This is a genomic window from Microbispora cellulosiformans, from assembly GCF_008728085.1.
Taxonomy (GTDB): domain Bacteria; phylum Actinomycetota; class Actinomycetes; order Streptosporangiales; family Streptosporangiaceae; genus Microbispora; species Microbispora amethystogenes.
In genome coordinates, this window is record NZ_VYTZ01000008.1 from 276,629 (window position 1) to 302,035 (window position 25,407).

The 25,407-nt window shown below is 70.5% G+C and carries 25 protein-coding genes and 1 tRNA gene; 10 read left to right on the forward strand and 16 right to left on the reverse strand.

What is annotated here, in order from left to right:
* Positions 1 to 70 precede the first annotated feature (70 nt).
* Complete coding sequence (locus F5972_RS39455; protein ID WP_359865535.1) at positions 71 to 160, reverse strand: putative leader peptide; 90 nt, start codon at positions 158 to 160, stop codon at positions 71 to 73.
* A 218-nt stretch (positions 161 to 378) separates the two neighbouring features.
* Between F5972_RS39455 and F5972_RS23870 the strand changes: the two genes are divergently transcribed.
* Positions 379 to 918, forward strand: coding sequence for an NADH-quinone oxidoreductase subunit B (locus F5972_RS23870; protein ID WP_318527624.1), 540 nt, complete (start codon positions 379 to 381; stop codon positions 916 to 918).
* A complete protein-coding gene (locus F5972_RS23875; RefSeq protein WP_150936018.1) occupies positions 915 to 1,442 on the forward strand; it encodes an NADH-quinone oxidoreductase subunit C in 528 nt (175 codons plus the stop codon). The genes F5972_RS23870 and F5972_RS23875 overlap by 4 nt, the downstream gene beginning before the upstream one ends.
* A 98-nt stretch (positions 1,443 to 1,540) precedes the next feature.
* Here the strand turns inward: F5972_RS23875 and F5972_RS23880 are convergent, their stop codons facing one another.
* The 4 genes from F5972_RS23880 to F5972_RS23895 all read right to left on the reverse strand — a co-directional run bounded on the left by F5972_RS23880 (position 1,541) and on the right by F5972_RS23895 (position 5,005).
* Positions 1,541 to 1,879 (reverse strand): hypothetical protein, encoded by a 339-nt coding sequence (locus F5972_RS23880; protein WP_150936020.1) that lies wholly within the window; start codon positions 1,877 to 1,879, stop codon positions 1,541 to 1,543.
* Positions 1,876 to 3,765, reverse strand: a complete 1,890-nt coding sequence (locus F5972_RS23885) for a hypothetical protein (protein WP_150936023.1) — start codon at positions 3,763 to 3,765, stop codon at positions 1,876 to 1,878. Before F5972_RS23885 ends, F5972_RS23880 begins: the two co-directional genes overlap by 4 nt.
* A gap of 129 nt (positions 3,766 to 3,894) precedes the next feature.
* On the reverse strand, positions 3,895 to 4,155 hold the full coding sequence (locus F5972_RS23890) for a hypothetical protein (RefSeq protein ID WP_150936024.1): 261 nt from the start codon (positions 4,153 to 4,155) through the stop codon (positions 3,895 to 3,897).
* 109 nt (positions 4,156 to 4,264) lie between these two features.
* On the reverse strand, positions 4,265 to 5,005 hold the full coding sequence (locus F5972_RS23895; RefSeq protein ID WP_225311782.1) for a ComEA family DNA-binding protein: 741 nt from the start codon (positions 5,003 to 5,005) through the stop codon (positions 4,265 to 4,267).
* A 206-nt stretch (positions 5,006 to 5,211) separates the two neighbouring features.
* Here F5972_RS23895 and F5972_RS23900 point away from each other — a divergent pair, with 206 nt between their 5' ends.
* Positions 5,212 to 6,084 (forward strand): 4Fe-4S binding protein, encoded by an 873-nt coding sequence (locus F5972_RS23900; protein WP_225311784.1) that lies wholly within the window; start codon positions 5,212 to 5,214, stop codon positions 6,082 to 6,084.
* Between the two features lie 89 nt (positions 6,085 to 6,173).
* Entirely contained in the window at positions 6,174 to 7,022 is an 849-nt protein-coding gene (locus F5972_RS23905) for a M48 family metalloprotease (RefSeq protein WP_150936029.1), read from the forward strand.
* Positions 7,023 to 7,050: 28 nt separating this feature from the next.
* Here F5972_RS23905 and F5972_RS23910 read toward each other — a convergent pair whose 3' ends face one another.
* The 9 genes from F5972_RS23910 to F5972_RS23950 form a co-directional block, all read right to left on the reverse strand.
* Positions 7,051 to 7,626 carry a pyridoxamine 5'-phosphate oxidase family protein gene (locus F5972_RS23910; protein ID WP_150936031.1) on the reverse strand — a complete coding sequence of 192 codons (576 nt, stop codon included), beginning with the start codon at positions 7,624 to 7,626 and terminating at the stop codon, positions 7,051 to 7,053.
* A gap of 86 nt (positions 7,627 to 7,712) precedes the next feature.
* Positions 7,713 to 8,465, reverse strand: a complete 753-nt coding sequence (locus F5972_RS23915; protein WP_150936033.1) for an amino acid ABC transporter ATP-binding protein — start codon at positions 8,463 to 8,465, stop codon at positions 7,713 to 7,715.
* Positions 8,462 to 9,301 carry an amino acid ABC transporter permease gene (locus F5972_RS23920; RefSeq protein WP_150936035.1) on the reverse strand — a complete coding sequence of 280 codons (840 nt, stop codon included), beginning with the start codon at positions 9,299 to 9,301 and terminating at the stop codon, positions 8,462 to 8,464. Before F5972_RS23920 ends, F5972_RS23915 begins: the two co-directional genes overlap by 4 nt.
* Positions 9,298 to 10,230 carry an ABC transporter substrate-binding protein gene (locus F5972_RS23925; RefSeq protein WP_150936037.1) on the reverse strand — a complete coding sequence of 311 codons (933 nt, stop codon included), beginning with the start codon at positions 10,228 to 10,230 and terminating at the stop codon, positions 9,298 to 9,300. The genes F5972_RS23920 and F5972_RS23925 overlap by 4 nt, the downstream gene beginning before the upstream one ends.
* 109 nt (positions 10,231 to 10,339) lie before the next feature.
* Positions 10,340 to 10,870, reverse strand: a complete 531-nt coding sequence (locus F5972_RS23930) for a MarR family winged helix-turn-helix transcriptional regulator (protein WP_150936039.1) — start codon at positions 10,868 to 10,870, stop codon at positions 10,340 to 10,342.
* Between the two features lie 33 nt (positions 10,871 to 10,903).
* The gene (locus F5972_RS23935) at positions 10,904 to 11,725 is read right to left on the reverse strand and encodes a YceI family protein (RefSeq protein WP_150936041.1); all 822 of its coding nucleotides are present in this window, start codon (positions 11,723 to 11,725) and stop codon (positions 10,904 to 10,906) included.
* Positions 11,722 to 14,322, reverse strand: a complete 2,601-nt coding sequence (locus F5972_RS23940; protein WP_225311786.1) for an MFS transporter — start codon at positions 14,320 to 14,322, stop codon at positions 11,722 to 11,724. Before F5972_RS23940 ends, F5972_RS23935 begins: the two co-directional genes overlap by 4 nt.
* A 160-nt stretch (positions 14,323 to 14,482) precedes the next feature.
* Positions 14,483 to 14,974: a YajQ family cyclic di-GMP-binding protein gene (locus F5972_RS23945; RefSeq protein WP_111697993.1), complete on the reverse strand. Its 492-nt coding sequence runs from the start codon at positions 14,972 to 14,974 to the stop codon at positions 14,483 to 14,485.
* A gap of 54 nt (positions 14,975 to 15,028) precedes the next feature.
* Positions 15,029 to 15,577 carry a GNAT family N-acetyltransferase gene (locus tag F5972_RS23950; RefSeq protein WP_225311788.1) on the reverse strand — a complete coding sequence of 183 codons (549 nt, stop codon included), beginning with the start codon at positions 15,575 to 15,577 and terminating at the stop codon, positions 15,029 to 15,031.
* Positions 15,578 to 15,724: 147 nt separating this feature from the next.
* Here F5972_RS23950 and F5972_RS23955 point away from each other — a divergent pair.
* From F5972_RS23955 to F5972_RS23970, 4 genes are all read left to right on the forward strand, one after another.
* Positions 15,725 to 15,806: transfer RNA gene (locus F5972_RS23955), tRNA-Tyr, on the forward strand.
* A gap of 386 nt (positions 15,807 to 16,192) precedes the next feature.
* Complete coding sequence (locus F5972_RS23960) at positions 16,193 to 17,215, forward strand: sigma-70 family RNA polymerase sigma factor (RefSeq protein ID WP_150936043.1); 1,023 nt, start codon at positions 16,193 to 16,195, stop codon at positions 17,213 to 17,215.
* Positions 17,216 to 17,268: 53 nt separating this feature from the next.
* Positions 17,269 to 17,940, forward strand: a complete 672-nt coding sequence (locus tag F5972_RS23965) for a response regulator transcription factor (RefSeq protein WP_150936045.1) — start codon at positions 17,269 to 17,271, stop codon at positions 17,938 to 17,940.
* The gene (locus F5972_RS23970) at positions 17,937 to 19,286 is read left to right on the forward strand and encodes a sensor histidine kinase (protein WP_150936047.1); all 1,350 of its coding nucleotides are present in this window, start codon (positions 17,937 to 17,939) and stop codon (positions 19,284 to 19,286) included. Before F5972_RS23965 ends, F5972_RS23970 begins: the two co-directional genes overlap by 4 nt.
* 156 nt (positions 19,287 to 19,442) lie before the next feature.
* On the opposite strand, the gene F5972_RS23975 is transcribed toward F5972_RS23970, so the two are convergent.
* Positions 19,443 to 20,345 (reverse strand): HNH endonuclease, encoded by a 903-nt coding sequence (locus tag F5972_RS23975; protein WP_150936049.1) that lies wholly within the window; start codon positions 20,343 to 20,345, stop codon positions 19,443 to 19,445.
* Positions 20,346 to 20,581: 236 nt separating this feature from the next.
* On the opposite strand from F5972_RS23975, the gene F5972_RS38935 reads away from it, so the two are divergent.
* Complete coding sequence (locus F5972_RS38935; RefSeq protein ID WP_263641857.1) at positions 20,582 to 20,707, forward strand: hypothetical protein; 126 nt, start codon at positions 20,582 to 20,584, stop codon at positions 20,705 to 20,707.
* A gap of 126 nt (positions 20,708 to 20,833) precedes the next feature.
* Here the strand turns inward: F5972_RS38935 and F5972_RS23980 are convergent, their stop codons facing one another.
* Positions 20,834 to 21,430: a hypothetical protein gene (locus F5972_RS23980; protein WP_150936051.1), complete on the reverse strand. Its 597-nt coding sequence runs from the start codon at positions 21,428 to 21,430 to the stop codon at positions 20,834 to 20,836.
* A gap of 161 nt (positions 21,431 to 21,591) precedes the next feature.
* Here F5972_RS23980 and F5972_RS23985 point away from each other — a divergent pair, with 161 nt between their 5' ends.
* Positions 21,592 to 25,404 (forward strand): nSTAND1 domain-containing NTPase, encoded by a 3,813-nt coding sequence (locus F5972_RS23985; RefSeq protein ID WP_150936053.1) that lies wholly within the window; start codon positions 21,592 to 21,594, stop codon positions 25,402 to 25,404.
* Positions 25,405 to 25,407: the final 3 nt, after the last annotated feature.

Genomic DNA, 25,407 nt, shown 5'->3' on the forward strand with positions numbered 1-25,407 from the left:
CCGGGACTTGCCGGCCCGCCATATGCGGGCTGTTTCGACTGGGTGCTCCGGCCGCCGGGGTGGCGCACCGTCAGCCTCGCGAACCGTCTGGACGACACAGGCCCGACGCGAGCCGGCACAGGTCCACGTGCAAGCGGGCGACGAGCATGGTTCGGGTCACGATCCTCAACTATATGCGGGGAGCCGGGCTGAGACCGTCAGCGTTCAGCCTGTGAGATTGCGCCCGCCAGGATTCAGGGGTCCACAGTAGGGGTCAAGAGTGGATATTTGGGCTCATGTGCCGTGGTCATGGCTGGTCCCGGGCCGGACGCGACCGGTCCCTCCGGCGGAGGAGAATGGGGTCATGGCGGTGAGCGCATGCCCGTGAACGATCTTCCGATGCCGACGGCAGGCCCGGTGACGCGGCCGCTGCCCGAGCCGATGCGGTTCGTGCTGAACTGGGGTCGCCGTTACTCCCTCTGGGTGTTCAACTTCGGCCTGGCGTGCTGCGCGATCGAGTTCGTCGCCACGTCGATGAGCAGGCACGACTTCATCCGCCACGGGGTCAGCCCGTTCGCGGACGGCCCCCGCCGCGCCGACCTGCTGATCGTGTCGGGCACGGTCACCGACAAGATGGCCCCGGCCGTGCTGCGGCTGTACGAGCAGATGCCCGACCCCAAGTACGTCATCTCGTTCGGCGCCTGCTCCAACTCGGGCGGGCCGTACTGGGACTCCTACTGCGTGACCAAGGGCGTCGACCAGATCATCCCGGTGGACGTGTACGTCCCGGGCTGCCCGCCGCGCCCCGAGGCCCTGCTGCACGGCATCACGAAGCTGCAGGAGAAGATCGCCGCCGAGTCGGCCGAGGATCGCCCCCTCCTGGCCGCGGACCGTTCGCTCCCGGCCGCGGATCGCTCCGTCCCGGGCGCGGAGTCATGAGCGCGCTGCCGGAGCCGTACGGCTCCCGCGTCGGCGACTCCTTCGGGCAGGACGTGCTCGACGTGGAGCCCGGCGAATGGATCGACGCGCTGACGGCCGCGCGCTCGGCCGGGTTCGCGTTCTTCGACTGGCTGACCGCCGTGGACGAGCCGCCGGAGGCGTTCGGCGTCGTGGCCCACGTGTTCGACCCCGTCGCGTTCGCGCACCTGCTCCTGCGCACCCGGGTGCCGCACGCCGACCCCCGCCTGCCGACCGCGACGGGCGTCTTCCGCGGCGCGAACTGGCACGAGCGCGAGACGTACGAGATGTTCGGCGTGGTGTTCGACGGCCATCCGGACCTGAGCCCACTGCTGCTGCCGGACGGCTTCGAGGGTCATCCGCTGCGCAAGGACTTCGTGCTCGCCGCCCGGGTCGCCAAGGCGTGGCCGGGAGCCAAGGAGCCGGGGGAGTCCGGCCAGGGCTCCCCAAGCCGCCGCAGAACACTCCCGCCAGGAGTCCCACCCGGCTGGGCATCCTCCTCCTGAGAAGCTCCCCACAGCCGGCACAGCCGACCTCGCGCTACTCCCGCACACACCCCCGCCGTACCACGCTCTCGCCGCACCGCATGGCGGGCGGTGCGGCATCAGAACGGGCACCTCCACCCCGGCCATGCCGCCGTCGCCTCGTCCTCCCACGCCTGCAGCGTCTTCCCCTCGTACACCGTCTCGCGGTGAACGCTCAGCCACTCGACCAGTTCCGCACTTCCACGAACCTTGTCTTGTACCAGCCAGGGCTGGCCGCTGAGGTCAGAGCGGGGGATCCTGTCGTGGTCCACAAGGCACTGCACCACCGCCACGAGCGCCTGGTCACGCCGATGTACCTCGTCGTCCACTGACTTGGGGGGCTTTTGTTCTCTCGTGCAGGCCGCCAGTGTGAGCGTCAGAGATAGGAGAAGTGCGGTCGTCGCCCACGATGCCCTCACTGTTGCACCCTCATCGCTTCCTGCGCGGCCCTGATCCAGGCGAGCAGGGTTCTGCCACCGTAGGAGGTCTCGGCGTGCGCGCTGAGCCATTCGACGAACTCGGCGTTGGGCGTGAGCCTCCCGTTCGTGTACCAGGTGACGTGTTCTGGCGGATGAAGCGCGCCCGCGCCGATGAGGCCCTGAACCACCGGCACCTCGATCTGGAGAACCTGCTTGCGGAAGGCATCGTCATTGTCCTTCAGAGCACGCAACGCGTGATCCGTATCGAAGGACTCGTTGGCCAACGGGCCGAAGCTGCCGGTCAGGAGTTGAGCGATGGTTCCCGGTCCCCATGTGTTCTTGAAGCTGAGCGCACCGAAGCCGCCGGTCAGGATCGCGAAAGCTGTCTGGTTCCGTGTCTCTTCTTCATCCCGCAACTGCTCGTCGATGAAGTGCCGCTCGTTCTGCAAGCGCTGCACCAGGCCGTACAAGCCGGCTATCTCGTTCAGGTAGTCCGCGTCGGACGGATCCTTGATGGTCGCCGCGACTGCGACCGCCACGCGGGCGTTGAGGATGCCCTTGAACCGTCCGAACTCTTCCGGCGTCCGCAACGCCTCAGCGAACATCGTCTCCAGTTCGCTGGTCTTGACCACGACTGTCCATGGATTCGCGGGATCGTTCTCCTTCGGCAGCGGTTGCGAGGAGAAGTCATGCCCCACGGACTTGGCGAAGTCGGGGAGGTAGCGCTCGGCTGTGTGGGTCAGGGCCTGTCGGATCTGGTTGGGGAGCACCGTCTGAGGGCGGAGTTTGACGAAGGCGGCGGTGGCTTGGACGATGTGGACGACGGACCAGGCGGATTCCTTGGCGTCGACGGAGGTGCCGCGCTCGGCGGAGACGGCGGCCTTGAGGAAGGCCCCCACGGGTGTGGAGAGGTCCATCCGGCCGGTGGGGGGAAGCGCGCCTCCCGGATGCACGTAGGAGCTGAGGAACCGGCCGGGATCGTAGCCGGGGGTGTGCCAGGAGTCGGAGACGAGCATGCGGGCGTACTTCGGGCCGGTGGCGGGGTCGCCGAGCACGTGGCGGGCCGCGACGCCGTTCTCGGCGGCCCGTTGCAGGACGGCCCCGACGGCGTCGAACTCCGCCATGAGGCGCTGGCGACGGGTGGCGGCGGTGTCGGTCTCCGGCTCGCCGCGATCGGGTGGCCAGATCGTCCTGCCCGCGGCGCGGGCGTCGAGCATGGCCCGGGTCAGGTCGGCGAGCAGGCGCGGGTCCCACGAACGGCCGTCCGGGCCGTACTTGGCCAGCATGCCGGCCGACCAGGGGTCGGAACCGCGGGTGACGGCGTCGCGGGCCGCGGTGGAGAGGAGGGGACGGCTCTCCTTGCCGGCGCCCACGCGCATCCGGCTCGCGGCGGCCAGCGAGGCGCCGAGCGCCCGCAGGATGCTCACGGTCTCCGCGCTGAACAGGGTGGGTCCGGTGCGGTTGTACAGCGCGCGGGCGGCCTGCGAGGCGAGCGGCCCGGCGCCCGCCCAGAAGGCCTGCTGGTAGTCCTTGTCGGCGAGGTGGTGTTCCAGGCGTTCGGCCAACGGTGCAAGGGCGGCGCGGGCCTCCTCGGGGTTCTTGGCCGCGAGGGCCGCGGCCAGCGTCTCGGCGTCGCGTCGCCCCTGGTCGCGGCTCTGCCCGGTCGCCTCCCAGTCCAGCCGTACGACCGGGGGGCGGGCGAAGACCGGCCCGAGCGCGCCCGGGGCCCCGGTCATCACGTTCCACCCCTGGTCCCTGGCCAGTTCGTACGCCCTCGTCGTGCGGGCGTCCATGTCGCGGACGTCGTCGAGCGCGGCGGCGATCAGCCGGGGCAGTGAGGCGAAGCTGAGTTCACTGCCCCATTTCTGCATCTTCTGCTGAATCACGGGGCCCTGCCGGGCGAGTAGGTCATGAAGCTGTTCAAGCCGTCTGGTCAGCTCTTTCAGATTCTCGGGATCGACCCCGACGAATTGCCCCACTGGTTCCCTCTCCCCGGCGGACTCCGTGACGACGGACTACGAGGCGGCCCTCAGGCGTTCCGCCTCCTCGGCACGGGCGACGAGATGCGACTGCTCGGTGAGAACGGCGTCGAGCAGTGTGGTGAGCTGGACCTTTCGCGCGAGCCAGTCGGCGGCCCACAGATCCGCCGCCGTACCCTGCCAGGTGTGGTCGCCGAACATCGGAGGCACGGCGCCAAGCGCATCGAGAATGTCCCGCGCGGCCGTGGCGGCCGCGGCCATGTCCGCTCTGCACTCGGCGATTTCCGGCGCCGTCATTGGTCCCTCCGGTTGTCGCGGCTGACATAACGCCCAAGGAGCACTTCGCAGCCTAGGGAAATGCTTGCCGTATAACCAGAGATATGTGACGGCGGCCGGAGTTGAGCGCCTATGGGAGAAAAATGCCGTATTCGGATAGGTCAGCGGTGAGGTGGGGAGGCAGGGACGCGGCGGCGGAGACGTCCTCGGCCGAGACGAAACCGCCCACCTGCTCCCGGACCCGTACGACCTGATCGGCGAGCGCGAGGGTCATCCCCGGCATGCTCGCGATGAGCGGCGCGGGAGCGCGGTTGAGGTCGACCAGGCCGCCGTCGTCGTACTGCCGGGGCAGGTCGGGCCGACCGATCCGCAGTTCGCGCGCCATCGCGGGATCCCGCTCGGCCAGCTCCCTCGCCTGCTGCCGCAGCACCCGCCGGTGCTGCGCGACCGCCAGTGCGTGCTCGTTGAGCGTGGAGGGCTGCGAGGCGAGACCGAACACCCGCTTCCTGATCACGAAGGAGTGCAGGGTCCCGCCGAGCCAGGGCCCGAGCGCGCCGATGATGATGGCGGCGGTCGCCGGCCACGGGGTGGGGACGTCGTCGTAGACCACGCTGTTGTAGAGCCACGCGGCCGTCAGGGCGGCGTATCCGGCGGCGGACAGGCCGAGCCCGACGCTGCGCCGGCGAATGGCGGCGTACAGCATCGTGAAGGGAGTGCCGGCTCCGCAGGTGAAGAGCGGGACGAGCGCCCAGACCACGCTGGCGGCGCCGGACGGCGGTTGCGGTGGTGGTGGCGGATAGCCCCCGTAGTAGGGATTCGGTGGTCCCTGTGGTGCGGGAGGATAGCCTCCCGGTCCCCCATAGCCGTTCATGGTCCAGACGATACGGATTCGTCGCCGTTTGTGCGTGCCCTTCTTCCCCACATCCTGTGGACAACTATGGGGACGGGGCTGTGGACGATGTGGAAAACCGTGCGGACGGAGCCGTGCGTCCGGCTGCCGTCCACAGCGCTCGATACGGTGCGCGAAGATGAAGTATGGCGCGCGTACCAGGAGAAGGACCGGCAGGGGACCCGGCCGTGAGCACGCGGCAGGCGCCGCACGAGCCGGAGACGGGGCAGTATCCGGAGGTCCGCCCCGACCTGCCCGCGCGCAGCCGGGGCGTGATCGCCCTGGTGGAGGAGAACTGCACCGTCTGCATGCTCTGCGCGCGTGAATGCCCCGACTGGTGCATCTACATCGACTCGCACAAGGAGACGATCACGGCGCCGGAGGGCGGACGCCCGCGCGCCCACAACGTGCTCGACCGCTTCGCGATCGACTTCTCGCTGTGCATGTACTGCGGCATCTGCATCGAGGTGTGCCCGTTCGACGCGCTGTTCTGGTCGCCGGAGTTCGAGTACGCGGAATACGACGTCCGCGACCTTCTGCACGAGAAGGACCGGCTCGGGGAGTGGGTGGCGACCGTGCCCCCGCCGCCCGCGCCCGAGATCGGCGCGGAGCCGCCGAAGGGGCCGCTCAAGGCGCCGTCCGCGATCACACGCGCACAGGCGGCCCGATCCGTCGTGGGGCCGGCGAAGGGACCCGGCGACGGCGCGTCCGTCGCGGAGGACACCGCGCGGCGGCCCACGGAACAGCCGGCCGCGCAGCCGGTGGGTCAGCAGACGGTCAGGCCGGCAGAGGGCGGACCGGCAGAAGGCGGGGCGGCAGAGGTCCGGCCGGAGGGCGGCGCGGCGGAACCCGCAGGCGCTTCCGGGACCGAACCCGCGCACGGCCCCGGGACCGAACCCGCGAACGGCCCCGCGACCCAACCCGCGAGCGGGCCGGGGAGCCGCCCGCGGCGTGAGCCGCCGCGTGCCATGCGCGACGTCCGCTCCATCCGGCCGCCCGGCGCACTGCCGAAGAAGCCTCAGCAGCCCGGCGAGAAGGGTGGTCCCGAGGGGCGGAGCTGACCTCTCGCACGCCGGAGCATCCCACGGGAACGTTCGCCCAGGACCTGCGCGTTGGTAGGGCTGGACACACCGAACCGTGAGGAGGAGGCGTGCACCACAACCGCCTGCGCACCGCGGTCCTGCTGGGGGCGCTGTCGGCGTTCCTCCTGGCGGCCGGGGTTTGGCTGGGGGGCGGGGCGGGTGCCCGGATCGCCGTCGTGGTCGCGCTCGTGACCTGCGGCGTCGCCTACTTCACGGCCGACAGGATCGCGCTGTCGGCCCTGCGGGCCCGGCCCGTGGCCGAGGTCGAGCAGCCGCACCTCTACCGGGTCGTCCGCGATCTGTGCACGGAGACCCGCAGGCCGATGCCCCGCCTGTACGTGTCGCCGACCATGCAGCCCAACGCGTTCGCGACCGGCCGCAGCCCGCGTGACTCCGCCGTGTGCGTCACGCACGGCCTTCTCGGGCTGCTGGACGAGCGCGAGCTCAAGGGCGTGCTCGGCCACGAGCTGTCGCACATCAACAACCGGGACACGCTGATCTCGTCCGTCGCGGGCGCGCTGGCCACGATGATCACTTATCTGGGATACGTCGGCCTGTTCTCCGGTTCGGACGACGACGAGGGGCCGGGGTTCCTCGGCGCCATCCTGGTGATGATCCTCGGCCCGGTCGCGGCCACCATGATCCAGATGGCGATCTCGCGGTCCCGGGAGTTCGCCGCCGACGACGCGGGCGTACGGCTGACCGGAGACCCGCTGGCTCTCGCCTCGGCGCTCCGCAAGATCGAGCTGGAGGCGCGCCGGCTTCCCCTTCCGGAGAACGGCAGGCTCGCCTCCGCGGGTCACATGATGTTCGTCAACCCGTTCCGCTGCGCCGGGCTCGGCAGGCTGTTCGCGACCCATCCGCCGGTCGCCGCGCGCATCGCCCGGCTGGAGCGGATGGCCGGCTACCGGCGCTGACAGGGCCGGGAGAGGGAGCAGTCGGCGTTCAGGAGTGCTGGTGGACCGGGTCGGTCTCCTCGGCGCCGAGCGCGGGCAGCCCGTCGATGCTCTCCCGGTTGTGCTTGGCGCGGTAGTTCCGCCGCTGCTGCACGTCCTTGCGCCCGGCCCAGTCGTCGAGCAGCGCCCGGTCCTGCTCGTACGCCATGAAGGGCACCGAGTAGCCGCAGGAGTCGGCGATGCGGTCGCAGGAGACCACGATGACCGAGCGCACCCCCGGATGCGGCCCGAAGAGCGTGAGCAGCCCGGAGAAGTCGGCGTCGCCGGGAGTCACCACGCGGCCGGTGCCGAAGAGACGCACGATCTTCGGCGGCCCGGAGAAGGCGCAGAACATCAGCGTGACACGCCCGTTGTCGCGGATGTGGGCGATGGTCTCGACGCCGCTGCCGTCGAGATCGAGGTACGCGACAGTCGTGTCGTCGATGATCGCGAAGGTGTCGCCGTAGCCCTTCGGCGACACGTTGACGTGGCCGCCCCGCTCGGGGGCCGTCGCCACGAAGAAGACGGGTTGTGCGGAGATGAACTCACGCAGCCGGTCGGTGAGCTTCTCGTAGACCTTGCCCATACTGCGACGATAACCCGGGCCACTCGCCCGGCAGCCACCCTATCCACAGGGTGGACCGCCGGGAGAGCGGGCCTTGGGCGCCAGGTTCAGGTGCCAGGGTCGGTGCCGGGGTGCAGCACCCGGCGCAGGAACTCGCGGGTTCGCTCGTGCCGCGGGTCGGCGATGACCTGCTCGGGCGGCCCGTCCTCGACGATCACACCGCCGTCCATGAACACCACCCGGTCGGCGACCTCGCGGGCGAAGCCCATCTCGTGGGTGACGACGAGCATGGTCATGCCGTCCTCGGCGAGCTGCCGCATGACCGACAGCACGTCGCCGACCAGCTCGGGGTCGAGCGCCGAGGTCGGCTCGTCGAACAGCATCAGCGAGGGGTTCATGGCGAGCGCGCGGGCGATCGCCACGCGCTGCTGCTGACCACCGGACAGCTGGGGCGGATAGGCGTCGAGCTTCTCGAGCAGCCCGACCTTCTCCAGGTTCTCCCTGGCGACGCTGTCGCACTCGTCCCGGCGCCGCTTGAGCACCCTTTCCTGGGCGATCGTGACGTTCCGCCGCACGGTCAGGTGCGGGAACAGGTTGAACTGCTGGAACACCATGCCGATCCGCCGCCGGGCGGCGTCGATGTCGACGTCCGGGTCGGTCAGGTCGACGCCGTCGACGATCACCTTGCCGGAGGTCGGCTGCTCCAGCAGGTTGACGCAGCGCAGCAGCGTCGACTTCCCCGAGCCGGACGGCCCGATCACGCAGACCACCTGGCCGCTCTCGACCGTGAAGTCGATGCCCTTGAGGACTTCGAGCCTCCCGAACGACTTGTGCAGGTCACTGATCTCGACGGTGCTCATCGGCCCGCTCCCTGACGTGCTTCGAGCCGCCTCGCGACGTACCCGAGGGGGATGGTGATCAGCAGGTAGGTGAGGCCGGTCACGAGGATCGGCGTGGGGTTGGCGAACGTGGAGGACTGGTCGTTGCCGAACTTCGCCAGCTCGACCTGCGCGGCCGTGACGCCGAGGATCAGCACCAGCGACGAGTCCTTCAGCAGCGAGACGAGCTGGTTGGTGAGCGGCGGCAGCACGATCCTGATCGCCTGGGGGATGATGATCGACACCATGGCGCGCATGTGCGGCATGCCGAGTGAACGCGCCGCCTCCAGCTGGCCCTTCGGCACCGCCTGGATGCCCGCCCGGAAGTTCTCCGCCATGTACGCCGCCGAGACGAGGCCGAGCCCCAGCGCGGCGTTGCCGTACACCCCGCCGGGAATGTCGAAGTTGGGGAACGCAAGCCGCAGGCTGCCGATCATCAGGAAGATGAGCAGCATCGGCAGACCACGGAAGATCTCGATGTAGATCGTCGACAGCCACCGGTACGGCGCGACCGTGGACAGTCGCATCAGCGCCAGCACCAGTCCCAGGACGAAACCGAGGACGAATCCCGAAAGCGTGTAGATCACGGTGTTGCGCAGGGCGACCGTGAACAGATCGGGAAGGCCCTCGCGGGCCACGTCGAGGTTGAGGAACGACTGACGGATCGCCCCCCAGTCGGCCAGGGCGGCGAGGACGACCACGACGACCACCAGCAGGGCGTACTGGACGCCCCGGCTGATGCGCTGTCTCCGGCGCGGGCTGAGCCCCTTGCGGGGCTCGGCGGGGGAGGGTGCCTCCTGCTCGCTCACAGCACTCATGATCCGGCGGCGGGCGTCTCGGTTCCGGTCGCGGCCGGGCTCTCACCGGTCGTGGCGCCGTCCGAAGCCCCGTCCGAAGCGCCGCCGGTCGCGGCGCCCGGCTCGGTGCCGAACCACTTCTTGTAGATCGCGTTGTAGGTGCCGTCGGACTTCGCGGCGGCGAGAACCTCGTCGACGACCTTCTTGAGCGCCTCGTTGTCCTTCTTCATGCCGATGCCGTACTGCTCACCGGTGTCGAGGCTCGCGACCTGCTCGAACTTGGCGCCGACGTCGGGCTTCTTCAGCCAGGTCAGCACGACCGGGAGGTCCTGCACGATGACGTCGGCCTGGCCGGTCTGCAGGCCGAGCAGCTCCTTGGGGGAGTCGGCGAACTCGATCGGCTCGAAGCCCTTGCCCTTGACGTAGTCGAGACCGGTCGTGGACGCCTGCGCGCCGAGCTTGAGGTTCTTGGCCTTGACGTCGTCGAGCGAGGTGACCCCGCTGCCCTTCTTGGCCATCAGCGCCTGGGTCGCGTCGAAGTACGGCTCCGAGAACAGCAGGTTCTGCTTGCGCTCGTCGGTGATCGTCATGCCGGCGGCGGCCACGTCGCACTTGCGGGAGTTGAGCGCGGCGCCGCTCTTGATCGCCGCGAAGTCGATGTCGACGATGTCCTGCGTCACGCCGAGCTTCTTGGCGACCAGGTCGACGATGTCCACGTCGAACCCGACGACCTTGTCGCCCTGGTTGAACTGGAACGGCTCGTACGGAATGTTCGTACAGGTCGTGATCTTGCCGGCGCTCACGAGGGCGACGGTGTTCGGGCCGGGGGTGGCCGTCGCGGCCGAGTCCGAGCCGCCCGACTCGCTCCCGCAGGCGGTCACCAGGAGGACCGTCGCCAGTGCCGCCGCGCCGATGCCCGCCGCTTGCCGATAAGTGGACCAGGGAGCCACGCGGCCTCCTCGCTGTAGTGCGTGAACGGTACAGAGGCGCAGTTTAGGGGCATGTTATGACGCTTTTGTCACAGGGTGAGGTCTTGCGGTAACACCTGTGGCTGTGGAGTCAGGGGTGCATGCCCTCGGTCAGTGTGTTGAACCTCTCCAGCATTCCGGCGAGCTGCCGCACGTCCTCCTCCGGCCAGGCGGCCAGCAGCGTACGCAGCTGTCCCTGGCGCGCCGCCCGCGCGTCGTGGAGCCGCCGGTGCCCCTCCTCGGTGAGAGCCAGCAGGTGAGCCCGGCCGTCCTCCGGATCGGGGCTGCGGCTGATCAGCCCGAGCTCCTCCAGCACCTTGAGCTGGCGGCTGATCGTCGCCCGGCCCACCCGCAGGTAGGCGGCCAGGTCGCTGGAGCGCATGGGCGAGCTCTGGTCGATCCGCACGAGCAGGCCGTACGCCCCGGGGTCCAGCTCGGGATGCACCTTGCGTCCCATCCCGGCGGAGAACGCCTGGGAACGCCGGAGCAGGATGGCGAGCTGCCGCTCGACCGCGCAGTACGCCTCGTGCGCCTGCGGCGCCTCCGGAACCGACTGGTGCCCCTCGTGCCCCTCTTGCTCTCCGGCCGTTGGCGGCCGGAGAGCGGTCTCCGTCTCTCGCATGGCCTGCCTCCTCCTGACTGCCTGTGGCAGGGTCTACCCGCGCACCGCCTGGATGTCCAGCTCCACTTTCAGCGTCGCCCCGATCAGTGAGATGCCGGCCTGGACGACCTGGTTGTAGGTCATCGCGAAATCCTCCCGGCGCAGCTCCGTGCCCGCGCGGAAGGCCGCCCGCAGCCCGCCCCACAGGTCCGGGCCGGTGCCGAGGTACGCGAGGTCGAGATCGACTGGGCGGCTCACGCCGCTCAGTGTCAGCACGCCGTGCACCGTCCACCGGTCCGGGCCCGCCGGCGACAGCCCGGTGCTCCGGTACGTGATGACCGGGTGCTCCGGGACGCCGAGGAAGTCCGCCGACCGCAGGTGATCATCGCGCATCTCGTTGCCGGTGTCGATGGACGCCGCGGCGATCTCGGCGACGACCGACGAATCCTCCGGCGTGGCGCCCATGTCGATGCGGCCGGAGAACTCGGTGAACCGTCCCTGCACGCTGCTCAGGCCGAGGTGCCGGGCCGTGGCCGACACCTTCGAATGCGCGGGGTCGATCGTCCACACCCCGGGCGGCGGAAGCGCGGTGCCGCCCTGCCGGGCGAGCACGAGCGTGCCGGCCTCCGCCGCCCCCGAGGCGGTCGCGATCGCGGTGGACGCGGCCGGGGCGTATCCGATCGCGGTCGCGACCACCGTGTAGACACCCGGGGCCAGCGGGGCGGTGGCGACCTGCCCGTCGGCGTCCGCCTCCGCCCGCGCGACCTGGCGCCCGGCCGTGTCGGTCACGGTGACGATCGCGTGCTGGACGGCCCAGCCGTCCGGGGTCCGGACCGACGCGTGCAGCCCCCGGGGGACCGTGGTGGAGATGCTCATTCCGGGTGCCCCAGCCACACGTCGTACGGCTCGTCGCCCTGCCCGTCGAGGTTCAGGGAGTTCGCGACGGGCGGATAGCCGGTCGCGACGACGGTGTAGCGGCCGCCGGTGAGATCGGTGAAGGCGTACTCGCCGTCCTCGCCGGTGGTCACCATGCCCACCACGTTGCCCGCGGCGTCGAGCAGCGTGACCCTGGCGTCCGCCAGCGGCACGCCGTCCCGGACGCGGACCGTGCCGCGCACCCGCGCGCCGGGCAGCAGCACGACGTCCTGCCGGGTCTGACCGGTGCCGAGCACCTCGATCGGGACGGCCGTCGGCCGGTACGCCGGGCCGCTGACCGTGAGCGTGTAGGTCCCGGCCACGACGCCGGAGAAGGAGAAGCCGCCCTCGGCGTCGGTCGCGCCGGTCGCGACGACCTCGCCGCGCACGTCCGTCACCACGACCATCGCCTCGGCGACCGGCCCGCCGTCCGTGCCGCGTACGGTGCCGACGAGCCGGCCCGAGGCCGCGAGCACCATGTCGAAGTCGACCGGCTGGTCGCCGACGACCAGCGTGGCGACCTGCGGGTCCCGGTCGCCGGCCGACGCGATCAGCACGTACGTCCCGCCGCCCGGGGCCGCGAGCGCGTAGCCGCCGTCGTCCCGGGTGACCGTACGGCCGAGCTGGTGGCCGCGCACGTCGATCAGCGTGAGTACGGCGCGGCCCACGGGCCCGCCGTCCTGGCCGGTGACGAGCCCGCGGATCTCCACGCCGTGCTGACCACCCTGGCCGCTTCGTCCGCCGAGGCCGTACGCCTCGGTCGCGAGGCTCGCGTACGGACGCTCGCGCGTGGCGGTGAGGACGGACGGCTCAGGGGTGAACGGCTGGGTCTCGAGGTGGTGGGGGACGGCGCCGAAGCCGTTGGGCGAGGTCGTCTCGGCACTGGTTGTCTCTGAGCCGGCAGTGGCGGGCGTCTGCCGGTCGCGCTGCGCGTGGCGGCCGGGCGCGGAGCCGTTCCTCGGGCGGGCGGGCTCGGTGAGGGCAGGCTCGGGGTCCGCCGGGGCCTCGGCCTGGACGGTGTGCGTGCTGGTCCGCAGAGGGACCTCCTTGATGAACAACACGGCGATCAGCGCGAGGAAGGCGACCGGCGCGGCGTAGAGGAACAGGTCGCCGATCCCGTGGCCGTACGCGCCCTCCATGGCGGTGCGGATCGGCGCGGGGAGCGTGGAGAGCTTCGGAATCGTGCCGCTCTCGCCGCCGGTGCCGTTGACGCCGATCGCGGAGAGGTTCTCCTGCAGGTAGGTGCGGACGCGGTTGACCATCACGGCGCCGAGCGCCGAGACGCCGATCGCGCCGCCGAGGGAGCGGAAGAACGCGACGACCGCGCTGCCCGCGCCCAGTTCCTCGGCGCGCACCTGGTTCTGCACGGCGAGCACGAGGTTCTGCTGGCTCATGCCGATGCCCACGCCGACGAGGAACATGAAGACGGCGACGAGCCAGTAGTCGGTGTCGTACCGCAGCATGCCCATGAGCGCGAAGCCGGCGGTGAGGAAGAACGTGCCGGCGACGAGGAAGACCTTCCAGCGTCCGGTGCGGGTGATGATCTGCCCGGAGACGGTGGAGGAGAGCGCGAGGCCGAGGATCATCGGCAGCGTCATCAGGCCGGCCACGGTGGGCGTCTCGCCGCGGGCGAGCTGGAAGTACTGGCTGAGGAAGGTCGTGCCGCCGAACATTCCCACGCCGACCAGGACGCTGGCGACCACGGCGAGGCTGATCGTACGGATCCGGAAGAGGTGCAGCGGGACGATCGGCTCCCTGGCCTTCGTCTCCACCAGGAGGAACAGCGCGGCGAGCACGACGGCCCCGCCGACCATCGCGCCGGTTTGCCACGACAGCCAGTCGTACTTGGTGCCCGCGAAGGAGACCCAGACCAGCAGCAGGGAGACAGAGGCCGCGATCAGGACCGAGCCGCCCCAGTCGATGCGCACGTCACGCTTGACCACCGGCAGGTGCAGGGTCTTCTGCAGCACGATCAGGGAGATGATCGCGAACGGCACGCCGACGTAGAAGCACCAGCGCCAGCCGAGCCACGAGGTGTCGACGATCAGTCCGCCGATGAGCGGGCCGCCGATCGTGCCGACGGCGAACACCGCGCCGAGGTAGCCGGAGTAGCGGCCCCGCTCCCGCGGCGGGATCATCGCCGCCATGATGACCTGGGCGAGAGCGGTCAGGCCGCCGACGCCGAGGCCCTGCACCACCCGCGCCCCGATCAGCATCGAGGGGTTCTGCGACAGGCCGGCGATCGCCGAGCCGATCACGTACACGGTCAGCCCGAGCTGGATCAGCAGCTTCTTGCTGAACAGGTCGGCGAGCTTGCCCCAGACCGGCGTCGAGACCGTGGTCGCGAGCAGCGTCGCGGTGATCACCCACGTGTACGTCGTCTCGTCCGCGTGCAGTTCCGCCGTGATCGTCGGCAGCGCGTTCGCCACGACGGTGGACGACAGAATCGCGACGAACATCCCCAGCATCAGACCTGAGAGCGCCTCCAGGATCTCCCGGTGCGTCATCGCGGGGGCCGCCGCGCCCGGCGGCGTCTCCCTGGTCATCGCGTTCGCCATCAAAGCCCCTCTGTGCTTGAACTTAGTTTCCCTAAGCAATCATACGCTGATCGTTGCTTGAGGCAACCAAGTGGTCATAGTGGGTGGGGTGCTCAGGCATGACAAAGGCCCTGAACCCGCAGGTCAGGGCCTTAGTACTGGTTTCCGGCTGTGACCGGTATCACCGGTAGTTGACGAACTGGAGGGCGATGTCGAGATCCTTGCCCTTGAGCAGTGAGATCACCTCCTGAAGCTCGTCCTTCTTCTTGGAGCTGACCCGGAGCTCCTCGCCCTGGATCTGCGCCTTCACGCCCTTCGGGCCCTCGTCCCGGATGAGCTTGGAAATCTTCTTGGCGTTCTCCTGGTCGATGCCCTCCTTGAGGGCCACCACCAGGCGGTACTCCCTGCCGGACGGCTTCGGCTCGCCCGCGTCCAGGATCTTGAGGGACAGGTTGCGCTTGACGATCTTCTCCTTGAAGACGTCGAGGACCGCGTTGGCCCGCTCCTCGCTGTTCGCCTTGATCTCGATGTCCTTCTGCCCCGACCAGGAGATGCTCGCGCCCGTGCCCTTGAAGTCGAAGCGGTGCCCGACCTCCTTGACCGTCTGGTTCAGGGCGTTGTCGACCTCCTGCCGGTCGATCTTGCTCACCACGTCGAAACTGCTGTCGGCCATCGGTGTCCGTGTCCTCTCTCCGTTGACCTTCGAGATTAGTGGCCCCCGGTGCGATCAGAGGTCCTTCCTCATCACGACGCGGGGCGCCACCTCTATGCCGAGGGCCCGTTCGTGCTCGACCAGCGCGCTGAGTTCCGGCCCCCACTCATGGGGCGGGATGACCCGGAAGCCGCGGCGCGCGTACCAGGGCGCGTTCCACGGCACGTCCCGGAACGTCGTCAGGGTCACCGCCGCAGCGGTGGCCCGCGCGGCAGGTGTGTGCATGGCGGTAGTCGTCGGGTCGGCAGTTGTTCGCGCGGCGAGACCGGCTTGCATCGCGGTAATAGCGCAGACGGCCTCCAGAAGCCGGGTCCCGATCCCCTGGTTGGCATGGCCGGGATGCACGGCGATCTGTTCGAGGTGAGTAAGGCCGTCGACCACTCCGATCAGGGCGAACCCCACCGGCGGCCGACCGGCCACGATGACACGCGCGGGATTGTCACACTCCTCGACGACCGTGGTGCCCGGCGGGAAGACGATGCCGAGCGGCGGGAACATCCCGTCCGCCGCCCGCTCGATCTCGGGGAGGGCCGCGAGGTCCGCCGGCTCGGCCTGTCTGATCACCGTCCCACCATGACCGCCGGCCTGCCGCGCCCGCTCCTGGGTTTCCGGACCTGCCGCTGTCCAGGAGCGAACCGGACGGAACCCATGTCACGTGCACCCGGGAAGTCCGCTATTCTTCTACCTGTCGCCGCGGCGAGCGGAAGACACGGCAGGTTGCCCGAGTGGCCAAAGGGAGCGGTCTGTAAAACCGTCGGCTCAGCCTACGCAAGTTCGAACCTTGCACCTGCCACACCAGCCAAAAGAGGCCCGTCACCAGCACGAACACGGTGACGGGCCTCTTGCTGTATGTCCGGCTGTCCAGGGCTGGCAACGGCGTTCTACGGCTCGTCGCGGCCAGTACGCGGCCAAGTGTTCAGGGCTTCGTGGCCTGCAAGATCCGGCGCATGGCCTCGCCTTGCTGCCCGTGGATGCACTTCGCGTAGACCCGCAAGAGCACGTCCACGCTGTGCCCGGCCCGCTCGGCCGCGTCAGGGCAGAGGCTCCCGCGTTGAGTCATAGGGAGACGGTTGCGTGCCGCAGGTCGTAGGGCCGACGAGCCAGGGGAGAGGCGACCTGGGCAAGGGTGAAGGCTGTATGTCATCCCGGCCCGTGCGCTGTTCTAAGGAACCTCTAAAGGTGGCTGAAACCATACCAGAGGCCGCGATGTTTGTGTCGTCTCCACGGCGCCGGTTCTCGTCCGGCGCTCAGTGGACGAAAGGCATCACGATGATGAAACGCACACGGCTGGCCGTGGCCACGGCAACGCTGGCCGCGCTGGCCGCGACCGGTACGGCTGCGGCGGCTGATCCGGCCCCGGCACCCGGCGCTGCGAAATCCGAGTCATCGACGGTCAAAGTCGACGGGAGATCGAGGGCGGGTGCGCAGGCCGATCTGGCCGCGATCGCGGCGAAGCTGGGAGTGGCGGCCGAGCGGCTCGATGCCGCGCTGGTGGCGGCCAAGATGTCGCTGGCCGAGTCGGCCGGTGTCACGCCGGAGGCCTTCGTCGCGGCGGTCGCGGCCAATCTGGGGCTGCCGGTACCGCAGGTCCAGGAGGCTCTGCGGCCGATCGTCGTCGAGCCCGCGCCGGGTGATGACCGCCGGGGCAAGCTGGACGGCATTGACAAGAAGGCCCCGGACGGCCCGCAGAACTCGTCAGACAAGCCCAGGGCGGGTGTGGAGGCCGATCTGGCCGCGATCGCGGGGAGGCTCGGGGTGACGGTCGAGCGGCTCGACGCCGCGCTGGTCGCGGCCAAGAAGTCGCTGGCCAAGTCGGACGGTGTCACGCCGGAAGCCTTCGGTGCGGCGGTCGCGGCCCAGCTGGGGTTGCCGGTCTCGCAGGTCCAGGAGGCTCTACGGCCGATGATCGCCGAGCCCGCGCCTGCTGGCGCCGACCGGGGCAAGCTGGACGGCATGGACAAGAAGGGCGGGGACGGCCCGCAAGAGTCGCCGTTCACCACCGACGCCGCGGCGGCGTCTCTGGCCGAGGCGCTCGGTGTCGATCAGGCCAAGGCCAAAGCTGCTCTGGCCGCTCTGGTGGCGTTGGGCAGAGTCGACGTGACGTCCAAGACCTTCCGCGACATCGCCGCCTCCCTTGGGGTCGGCTCCGACCGGCTCGATGCCGCGCTGAGCGATCTGAAGCGGTCACTGAGCAAGGGCTGACAGGCTTCGCGTCTCGCATGAAGCTTCAGGATCGACGGTGAGGATGGGCGACCATGCGGATACTCGTGGTGGACGACGACCCGGCTGTGCGGCGGTCGTTGGAGCATGCGTTGCGCCGGGACGGCTATGACGTGTCGTCAGCCGCTGACGGAATGTCCGCCCTCGCCGAGCACGGCGTGTTCCGCCCGGACGCGGTGGTTCTCGACGTCCTCATGCCCGAGCCGAACGGGCTGGAGGTGTGCCGGACACTGCGTTCGGGCGGGCACGACACTCCGATCCTGATGCTCACGGCCCGGGACCTGGTCACCGACCGGGTCGCCGGGCTCGACGCGGGGGCCGACGACTACCTGGCCAAGCCGTTCGCCTTGGAGGAACTGCGGGCCCGGCTCAGAGCCCTGCTCCGGCGCAGTGGCGCCAGGGCCGAGGTGCTGCGCTTCGCCGACGTCGACCTTGACGTGAGCGGCTGCAGGGCCGAGCGTGCCGGCCGGCGCCTGGACCTGACCAAGACGGAGCTGTCCCTGCTGGAGCTCTTCCTGCGCAACCCAGGCCGGGTGCTGAGCCGGACGCAGATCTTCGAGTCCGTCTGGGGCTACGACTTCGGCCCGGAGTCGAACGCGCTGTGGGTCTACATCAGCTACCTGCGCGGCAAACTCGAGGCGGACGGCGGCAGCAGAGTGATCCAGACGGTGCGCGGCCTCGGGTACGTCCTGCGCGAGGAGCCATGAACCTGCGCACCCGGCTGGCCATCGCCGGCGGTTCCGTGGTGGCGGGCGCCCTGGTGCTCGTGTCGGTGGTCCTGTATCCGGCCGTGGAAGCCAACCTCCGCGGTCAGATCGACAGCTCGCTGGTCGTGGCCGCCGGCCAGGCACCGAACGTGGCGGCGGCGATCAAGGCCAAGTTCAGGGACGTCAACGGGGAGCCGGGCTTCCCTACCGTTCCGCTGGGGATCGGAAGCACCCAGCTGCAGATCGTGCCGCGCCCTGTCCGGATCGGGCCGTCGACGGAGTTCGTCGACATCACAGCTCGCGACGTCGCCGTCGCGGACGGCACCGCCGGTGCCTACTTCCGTGACGCGGTCTACAACGGCGTCGTCTACCGCGTCTACACCGCCCAGTTGCCCGACTCGCCGGGGACGCTCGTGCGCACGGCCATCCCGGAATCCGATCCCGCGCCCACGCTACGCGAGCTCGCCTGGCTGCTCGCCGGCTCGACGGTGGCCGCCGGGCTTCTGGCAGCACTGGCCTCACGCCTCGCGGCACGCCGCGTCCTCCGCCCGGTGCACCAGCTCACCGAGACCGTCGAACTGATCCGTACGACCGGCGACCTGGCCATCCCGATTCCCGCCGACAGCCGGGACGAGATCGGCCGGCTCGGCGCCGCGTTCGCGGCGATGACCGCCGCCTTGGACGAATCGGTCGGTGCCCAGCGCCGTCTGGTGGCCGACGCGTCGCACGAACTGCGCACACCGTTGACGAGCCTGACGGTGAACCTCGAGCTGCTGTCGGAGAACCTGGCCGACGCGCAGGCCCCACTCCTCGTCGCCGAAGCGCTCGGCCAGGCCGGCGAACTCACGACACTGGTCAACGACCTGGTCGACCTGGCCCGCTACGGTCAGGCGCCGTACCACACGGAAGACGTCCGCCTCGACCTCGTCGCCGAGCGCGTCGCGGCCCGCGCGGCGCGTCGGGCGCCACAGATCGAATTCGAGCTGGACTGCACGCCCGCTCTCGTCCACGGAGACCCCGACGCCCTGGAACGCGCCGTCGCCAACCTCGTCGACAACGCCGTGAAATGGAGTCCTCCGGACGGCCGGATCAGGATCAGCGTCAGGGCGGGCACCCTGGAGGTCGCGGACACCGGCCCGGGAATCCCCGACAGCGACCTCGAATTCGTCTTCGACCGCTTCTACCGATCACCGGCAGCCCGCGCGCACCCTGGCTCCGGTCTGGGCCTGGCCATCGTCCGGCAGGTCGCCGAGGCGCACGGCGGGACGGCCGAAGCCGTTCCGTGTCAACGCGGTGCGTTACTGCGGCTGGTGCTGCCGACGTATGTCGAACACACGGAGCCCTAGCGGGAGTGTCCACTCAGGTTCGCCGGGTTGCGGCACACCGGCCGCTTCCGAGCCTCTGATCAGGGTCTGCCGCCAATGCCGGTGCCGGCAATCGGTACCGACAGCAGGAGGAGGGGATGGCGAGCCCGTACGAGCGCAGCGATTCGTAGGTGGCAGTCAGTGCGACGGCTGCGCGGCCTGGCGGGCCGTCTCGCGGTGGTAGGCGACGTGGGTGATGCTGATCGTGTGTTGTGGTGCGAGACGCAGATCACCGGTGATCTGGCCGGTCACCTCGTCGAAGACCTGCAGATCGTCGGTGAGGGTGAGGGCGCCGCGGTCGAAGAGCACGTGATCGTTCGGGCAGAGGCAGAGGATGTTGCCCGGCTCGTCGGGGCCGTTGTGCGGCTGGCCGACCGGACGGATGTGGGCGCCCTCGGCGTACGAGCCGTTGGGGAGCCGAAGCCGTACGCCGCAGATCTGGCAGTGGTGTCCGTGTACGTCCTTGATCTGCTGCGCCAGGGCCGAGTCACGGATCACCCGCATCGTGGTGGACTGACGACGCTGCGGGGCCGGAGATCCGTCGTTCAGGAACACCTTCGCGTCAGGGGTGTCCGAGAGGCCTACTGCGGTGAGTAGCTCGTCAAGGTCGACGCCCTGGAAGTACTTCTCCAGGAGACACAGCACGATCTGCGCGCGCACGTCCGGATGCCGGCTCACGATGGTGTGGACCCACGGTTGTAAACCTCCCGTGGGCGCATGGCTGTTCATCCAGCGCTGCGCACTGCTCGTGCTCGCCGCCGGCACGTCGGACGCGTCCAGTTCCCACAGCCCGTGGTGGAACAGCCGAAGGACGGGGAACTCGGGATTCGGCCGGTCGTCGGCATGGCCGAACTTCTCGATGAGCGAGGAGATCTCGGCACTTGTCCGTGCCCAGGCCTCCAGGCGTGGCTCCGCCTGAGCGGCTCGTCCGAGTGCCCACAACAGTGTGAGCGGCTGGTGCCTGCGTGGCCTGCCGGTCGCCTTCGACGTGTCCGTACGGAGGGAGCCGATCTTCAGGAGCAGGCTCTCGGAGAGTCCCACGTCGAGATCTTATGGGGTGATTTATCGCGACAGGCTTACTCTTCGGTCCCGTTCGTGACCCGCCGTGGAGTCCTTCGACCTGGTATTCGCCAGGCGAAATCCATCTCAGTGGCATCGCCCTCGCTGCAGCGAGGGCGATCACCCTTGAGCGACTTCTCCGCCGGAAGTATTTGCTCGACTGCGGCGCATTATCGGCTCATACTGCCCTCGGTTTCCGTCTCCTGAAGAGGTGGTCGATGTACGGGTTCGGGCTGGCAGAACTGTTACTGGTCGTGTTCGAGGTGGCCGTACTGTTCGCGGTCGTCTACTTCGCGGTCCGGCTCGCGCTGCGGCACGACCGGATGAAGAACGGCGGTCGGTAAGCCCTCACGGACGGATCGGGTACCCGAGGGCCCCCGCGTCGAACCCCGGGTTGGTGAAGCCGGGTCACCGCCCACATCGCATCCGGTGCTTTCACGCTGTAGGCGGTGACCTGGGCTGTGGCGCCTTTACGGCACCTGTCGCAGGACGTAGCTGCCGCCGGTGACGGCGTGGGTGTAGCCGTCCTTGGGGCAGCGGCCGGAGCCGCCGGGGGTGTTGCCGTCGTAGAACATGCCGGCGCACTTGTAGCACCAGCGCCACTGCTCCTGGCCGCCGGGGGAGTCGCGGTTGCCGACGTCCTCGATCAGGTAGTACGACGAGACGGTCGGGTACGGGCCGATCGGCGTGTGGCCCGTGGCGCCCCGGTTGGGGCAGTATCCGAGCGTGGGGTTGCCTCCGTACCAGAGCCCCTGGCAGGCGCCGCACCAGCGCCAGTTGCCCTGCCCCTGACCGCCGTCCTCGACGGTCTTGAGGATGTAGTTCCCGCTGCCGTTGCTGTGATGACCACCGTCGAAGACGTTCCCCGCGGGGCACGTTCCCCGCGTCCCGTTCAGCGAGTACCACAGGCCGCTGCAGCGTTCGCACCAGCGCCACCCTGCCTGGGCGGCCAGCGCGGGGGCCGACGTCGCGACGGTAAGCGCGGCGCTCGCGCCGAGGAGCAGCGGCGCACCGGCCACCATGCGCAGCACCGCCCTGCGGGACGGCTGTTGGATCGGGCTTGTCATGAGCGTCCTCCATTCCGACTGGACGCCCCGACTATCAGGCGACATTCGACGGCCTTGGAAGGCATTCCAGCGCGATCCGTACAAGCCCGTACAAGCGCGGTAACTCTCGGCTCCGCACGACGGACTACATAAGGAGACCGTTTCCCGGAGGAGGCGCGGCGGTGGCTCAGGACGCGGCGGGACCGGATCCGGGCCGGATTCGCGACCGGGAGGGCTTCGCCCGGGAACTCACCATGCTCCGCGAGCGGGCCGGGCTGACCGTACGGCAGGTCGCGATGCGGGCGGGCACCCCTGGCGCGCACAGCACCATCGGCGACTGGTTCGCCGGTCGGGGGCTGCCTTCACTGGCCCTGCGGGAGCTGTTCGAGCGGGTGCTGACGGTCTGCGGCGCGGCCGAGGTCGCCGCCTGGGTGGACGCCTGGCAGCGCGTACGGCGGGGACGGTCGCGCAGGCGAGCAGGCGTCGAGCCCTACCGGGGGTTGGCGGGCTTCGAGGCCGAGCACGCCGCGTGGTTCTTCGGCCGGGACGCCCTGACCGAGCGCCTCCTCCGCGCGGTCACCGAACTGGACGGCACTGAAGCGGACGGCACCGAACCGGGCGGCACTGAACTGGGCGGTGACCAACCGGACGGCGGCGGGTTGCTGCTGGTGATCGGCGCCTCCGGCGCGGGCAAGTCCTCGCTGCTGCGGGCCGGGCTTGTCGCGGCGCTGCGCGAACGCGGACGTGCGGTCACCGTCTGCACTCCGGCCTCGCGTCCCGTCATCGCGGCCCGGCCGGGCGAGGTCCTCATCGTGGACCAGTTCGAGGAGATCTTCACGGCCTCCCGTGAACTGGCCTCCCGTGAGCCGGCCTCCCGCGAGCCGGAGCAAGCGGCGTTCGTGGACGCGCTGGTGCGGGCCGCGGCCGGCGGCGCCGTGGTGGTCATCGGCCTGCGCGCCGACTTCTACGGCCACCTGCTCCGGTTTCCGGCGCTGGCGGCGGCCGCGCAGCACGGTCAGGTGCCCGTCGGCCCCATGACCAGGGACGAACTGCGCGACGCCATCGTGGAACCGGCGCGCAAGGCCGGCTTGGCCGTCGAGGACGCCCTGGTCGAACTCCTGCTCCGCGAAGCCGGCCGGGCCCACGACGCCGGGGTCCTGCCGCTGTTGTCGCACGCGCTCTACGCCACCTGGCTGAACGACCAGGGCCACGGCCTGACCGTGGCCGGCTACCAGGAGGCGGGTGGCATCGAGGGCGCGGTGGCCGCCAGCGCCACCGAGATCTACGAGGAGCTCTCCCCCGAACGGCGTGAGCTGGCGCGGCGGCTGTTCCTGCATCTCGTGCACGTCTCCGCCGACGCCGCCGACACCCGCCGCAGGGTCTCCTCGGCCGATCTGCCGTCTCCCGGGCCCGCCATGACCGAGGTGCTGCACCGGTTCGCCGACCAGCGCCTGCTCACCCTCGACCAGGACACCGTGGAGATCACGCACGAGGCCCTGCTGTCCGCCTGGCCCCTGCTCGCCGACTGGCTGGCCGCCGACCGGGCCGCCCTGCTGCTCGGCCGCAGGTTCGCCGCCGACGCCCAGGCCTGGCGGCACGAACGGAGCGACCCCGACGCGCTGTACCGCGGAGCGCGGCTGCTCGCCGCGCAGGAGTGGGCGCAGCGGCATCCCTCCGATGTCACTCCGACCATGGCCGACTTCCTGCGGGCCTCGGGCCGTCAGGTGCGCCGCCGCACCCGCCGCCTCTACCAGACCATCGCCGCCCTGGTGGCTCTGGTGGTCGTCGCCGCCGTCGCCGCCGTGACCGCCTCGCAGGCCCAGCGCACCGCCGTCCGCCAGCGCGACCAGGCCCTCTCGCGCAGGCTCGCGGGCGACGCCATCGCGTTGCGCGGGACCAACCCCGCGCTGTCCGCGCAGCTGGGCCTGGCCGCCTACCGCCTGGCCGACACGCCCGAGGCGCGCGGCAGCGTCCTGTCGGCGTCTGCCGTGCCGTACGCGACCCGGCTGACCGCGCACCGCGCCCCGGCCTACGCCACGGCCTTCACCCCTGGCGGCCGGATTCTCGCCACGGCGGGCCTCGACCGCACCGTACGCCTGTGGAACGTCTCCGACCCGCATCGTCCCGCGCCCCTCGCGGTCGTCGACGCCTCCGACGGGGTGATGTCGGCCGCGTTCCGGCCCGACGGCCGGATCCTGGCCACCTCCGGAGCCGATCACACCGTGCGACTCTGGGACGTGGCCGACGCCCGGCGGCCGCGCCCTCTCGCCGTCCTCCGGGGACACACCGACGCCGTACGCACGGTCGCCTTCGATCCTCGGGGCCGCCTGCTGGCGACCGCGAGCTACGACCGTACGGCGGGGTTGTGGGACGTGTCCGACCCGGGCCGGGCCGTACGGATCGCCACGCTCACCGGCTACTCCGAGGGGCTCACCTCGGCGGTCTTCTCTCCGGATCACGACGTCCTGGTCACCACCTCGGCCGACGCGGCCGTACGGGTCTGGGACGTCGGCGATCCCCGGCATCCGCGCGCCCTGCCCAGCCTGAAAGGCCACACCGACCGCGTTCTGTGCGCCGCCTTCACCTCCGACGGGCGCCTCCTGGCGACGGGCGGGTTCGACAACACCATCCGGCTGTGGGACCTGCGTCACCCCGACCGGCCGCGGCCGGTCGGGGTGCTGACCGGACACCAGAACGGCATCGTCTCCCTGGCCTTCGCCCCCGGTGGACGGACCCTGGCCTCCGGCAGCTACGACCGCACCGCCCGCGTGTGGGACGTGACCGACCCCGCCTTCCCGAGCGAACCCCTCGTCCTCAGCGGTCACGCCGACGTGGTCTATTCGGTGGCGTTCAGCCCCGACGGCCGGAGTCTGGCCACCGCGGGCAAGGACACCACCGTACGGGTGTGGGACCTGCGGACCTCCGTGCTGAGCGGGCACAGCAGCCCAGTCCAGTCTCTCGCCGCGAGCCCCGACGGGCGCCTGCTCGTGGCCGGCGGTTATCGCACCGCCCGCGTGTGGGACGTCGTCGCTCCGGGGGGACCCGTGCCGCTCTCCACCCTGACCGGCCACACCGACAACATCACCGCGGCCGCCTTCCACCCCGGAGGCCGGCTGCTCGCGACCGGCGGGCAGGACCGCACGGTCCGCCTGTGGGACCTGTCCGACCCGCGCCGCCCGCGGAGTCTCGCGGTACAGGCCCACCATGAGGCCAACGTGACCTCGGTCGCCTTCGGCCCCGGCGGCGACCTGCTGGCCGGCGCGAGCGCCGACGGCACGATCGACCTGTGGCGGGTCGCCGATCCGCGCCGCCCGGCCCACCTCACCACGCTCGGCGGCGGCAACGGCTCCGTCGACGCGATCGCGTTCGTGCGAAGCAGCCGGGACGGCCTGCTCCTCGCCGGCGCGGGCGCGGACGGCGTCATCCGGCTGTGGCAGGTGGCCGACACACCCGACCGGAGCGACCCGCGCGACCCGCCCGACCGGAGCGACCCGCGCGACCCGGCGGTCCTGCGGGGACAGACCGGCGCCGTCACCCGTCTCGCCGTCTCCCCGGACGGCCGCACCCTGGCCGGCGCCGGCCTGGACGGCAGCGTACGGCTGTGGGACCTGACAAACGGCCCACGCGACGCCCGGGTCGTCGCCACGCTGACCGGCCACGCCGACGCCGTCACGGGCGCCGCCTTCAGCCCGGACGGCCATACGCTCGCCACCGGCAGCCTGGACGGCAGCATACGGCTGTGGGTTGTGGACAACCCGCGCGATGTCCGCGTCGTCGCCACGCTCACCGGCCACGACGGCCGGGTCCAGACCCTCACCTACATCCCCGGCGGCCGCGCCGTCGCCACCGGCGGCGAGGACACGACCGTCCGCCTGTGGGACGTCGACGCCGGACACGCGGCCCGGAGGATCTGCGCCCTCGCCCACCCGCCCGTCACCCCCGCCGAGTGGGCCGCCTACCTCCCCTCCGACCTGCCCTTCCGCCCTCCGTGCTGAGCC

What these genes read in the sequence shown, in the direction of transcription:
- F5972_RS23870 (WP_318527624.1), top strand. Translation starts at nt 379, where the DNA reads ATGCCGACGGCAGGCCCGGTGACGCGGCCGCTGCCCGAGCCGATGCGG.
- F5972_RS23875 (WP_150936018.1), top strand. Translation starts at nt 915, where the DNA reads ATGAGCGCGCTGCCGGAGCCGTACGGCTCCCGCGTCGGCGACTCCTTC.
- F5972_RS23890 (WP_150936024.1), bottom strand. Translation starts at nt 4,155, where the DNA reads ATGACGGCGCCGGAAATCGCCGAGTGCAGAGCGGACATGGCCGCGGCC.
- F5972_RS23895 (WP_225311782.1), bottom strand. Translation starts at nt 5,005, where the DNA reads ATGAACGGCTATGGGGGACCGGGAGGCTATCCTCCCGCACCACAGGGA.
- F5972_RS23910 (WP_150936031.1), bottom strand. Translation starts at nt 7,626, where the DNA reads ATGGGCAAGGTCTACGAGAAGCTCACCGACCGGCTGCGTGAGTTCATC.
- F5972_RS23915 (WP_150936033.1), bottom strand. Translation starts at nt 8,465, where the DNA reads ATGAGCACCGTCGAGATCAGTGACCTGCACAAGTCGTTCGGGAGGCTC.
- F5972_RS23920 (WP_150936035.1), bottom strand. Translation starts at nt 9,301, where the DNA reads ATGAGTGCTGTGAGCGAGCAGGAGGCACCCTCCCCCGCCGAGCCCCGC.
- F5972_RS23930 (WP_150936039.1), bottom strand. Translation starts at nt 10,870, where the DNA reads ATGCGAGAGACGGAGACCGCTCTCCGGCCGCCAACGGCCGGAGAGCAA.
- F5972_RS23935 (WP_150936041.1), bottom strand. Translation starts at nt 11,725, where the DNA reads ATGAGCATCTCCACCACGGTCCCCCGGGGGCTGCACGCGTCGGTCCGG.
- F5972_RS23940 (WP_225311786.1), bottom strand. Translation starts at nt 14,322, where the DNA reads ATGGCGAACGCGATGACCAGGGAGACGCCGCCGGGCGCGGCGGCCCCC.
- F5972_RS23945 (WP_111697993.1), bottom strand. Translation starts at nt 14,974, where the DNA reads ATGGCCGACAGCAGTTTCGACGTGGTGAGCAAGATCGACCGGCAGGAG.
- F5972_RS23965 (WP_150936045.1), top strand. Translation starts at nt 17,269, where the DNA reads ATGCGGATACTCGTGGTGGACGACGACCCGGCTGTGCGGCGGTCGTTG.
- F5972_RS23970 (WP_150936047.1), top strand. Translation starts at nt 17,937, where the DNA reads ATGAACCTGCGCACCCGGCTGGCCATCGCCGGCGGTTCCGTGGTGGCG.
- F5972_RS38935 (WP_263641857.1), top strand. Translation starts at nt 20,582, where the DNA reads ATGTACGGGTTCGGGCTGGCAGAACTGTTACTGGTCGTGTTCGAGGTG.
- F5972_RS23980 (WP_150936051.1), bottom strand. Translation starts at nt 21,430, where the DNA reads ATGACAAGCCCGATCCAACAGCCGTCCCGCAGGGCGGTGCTGCGCATG.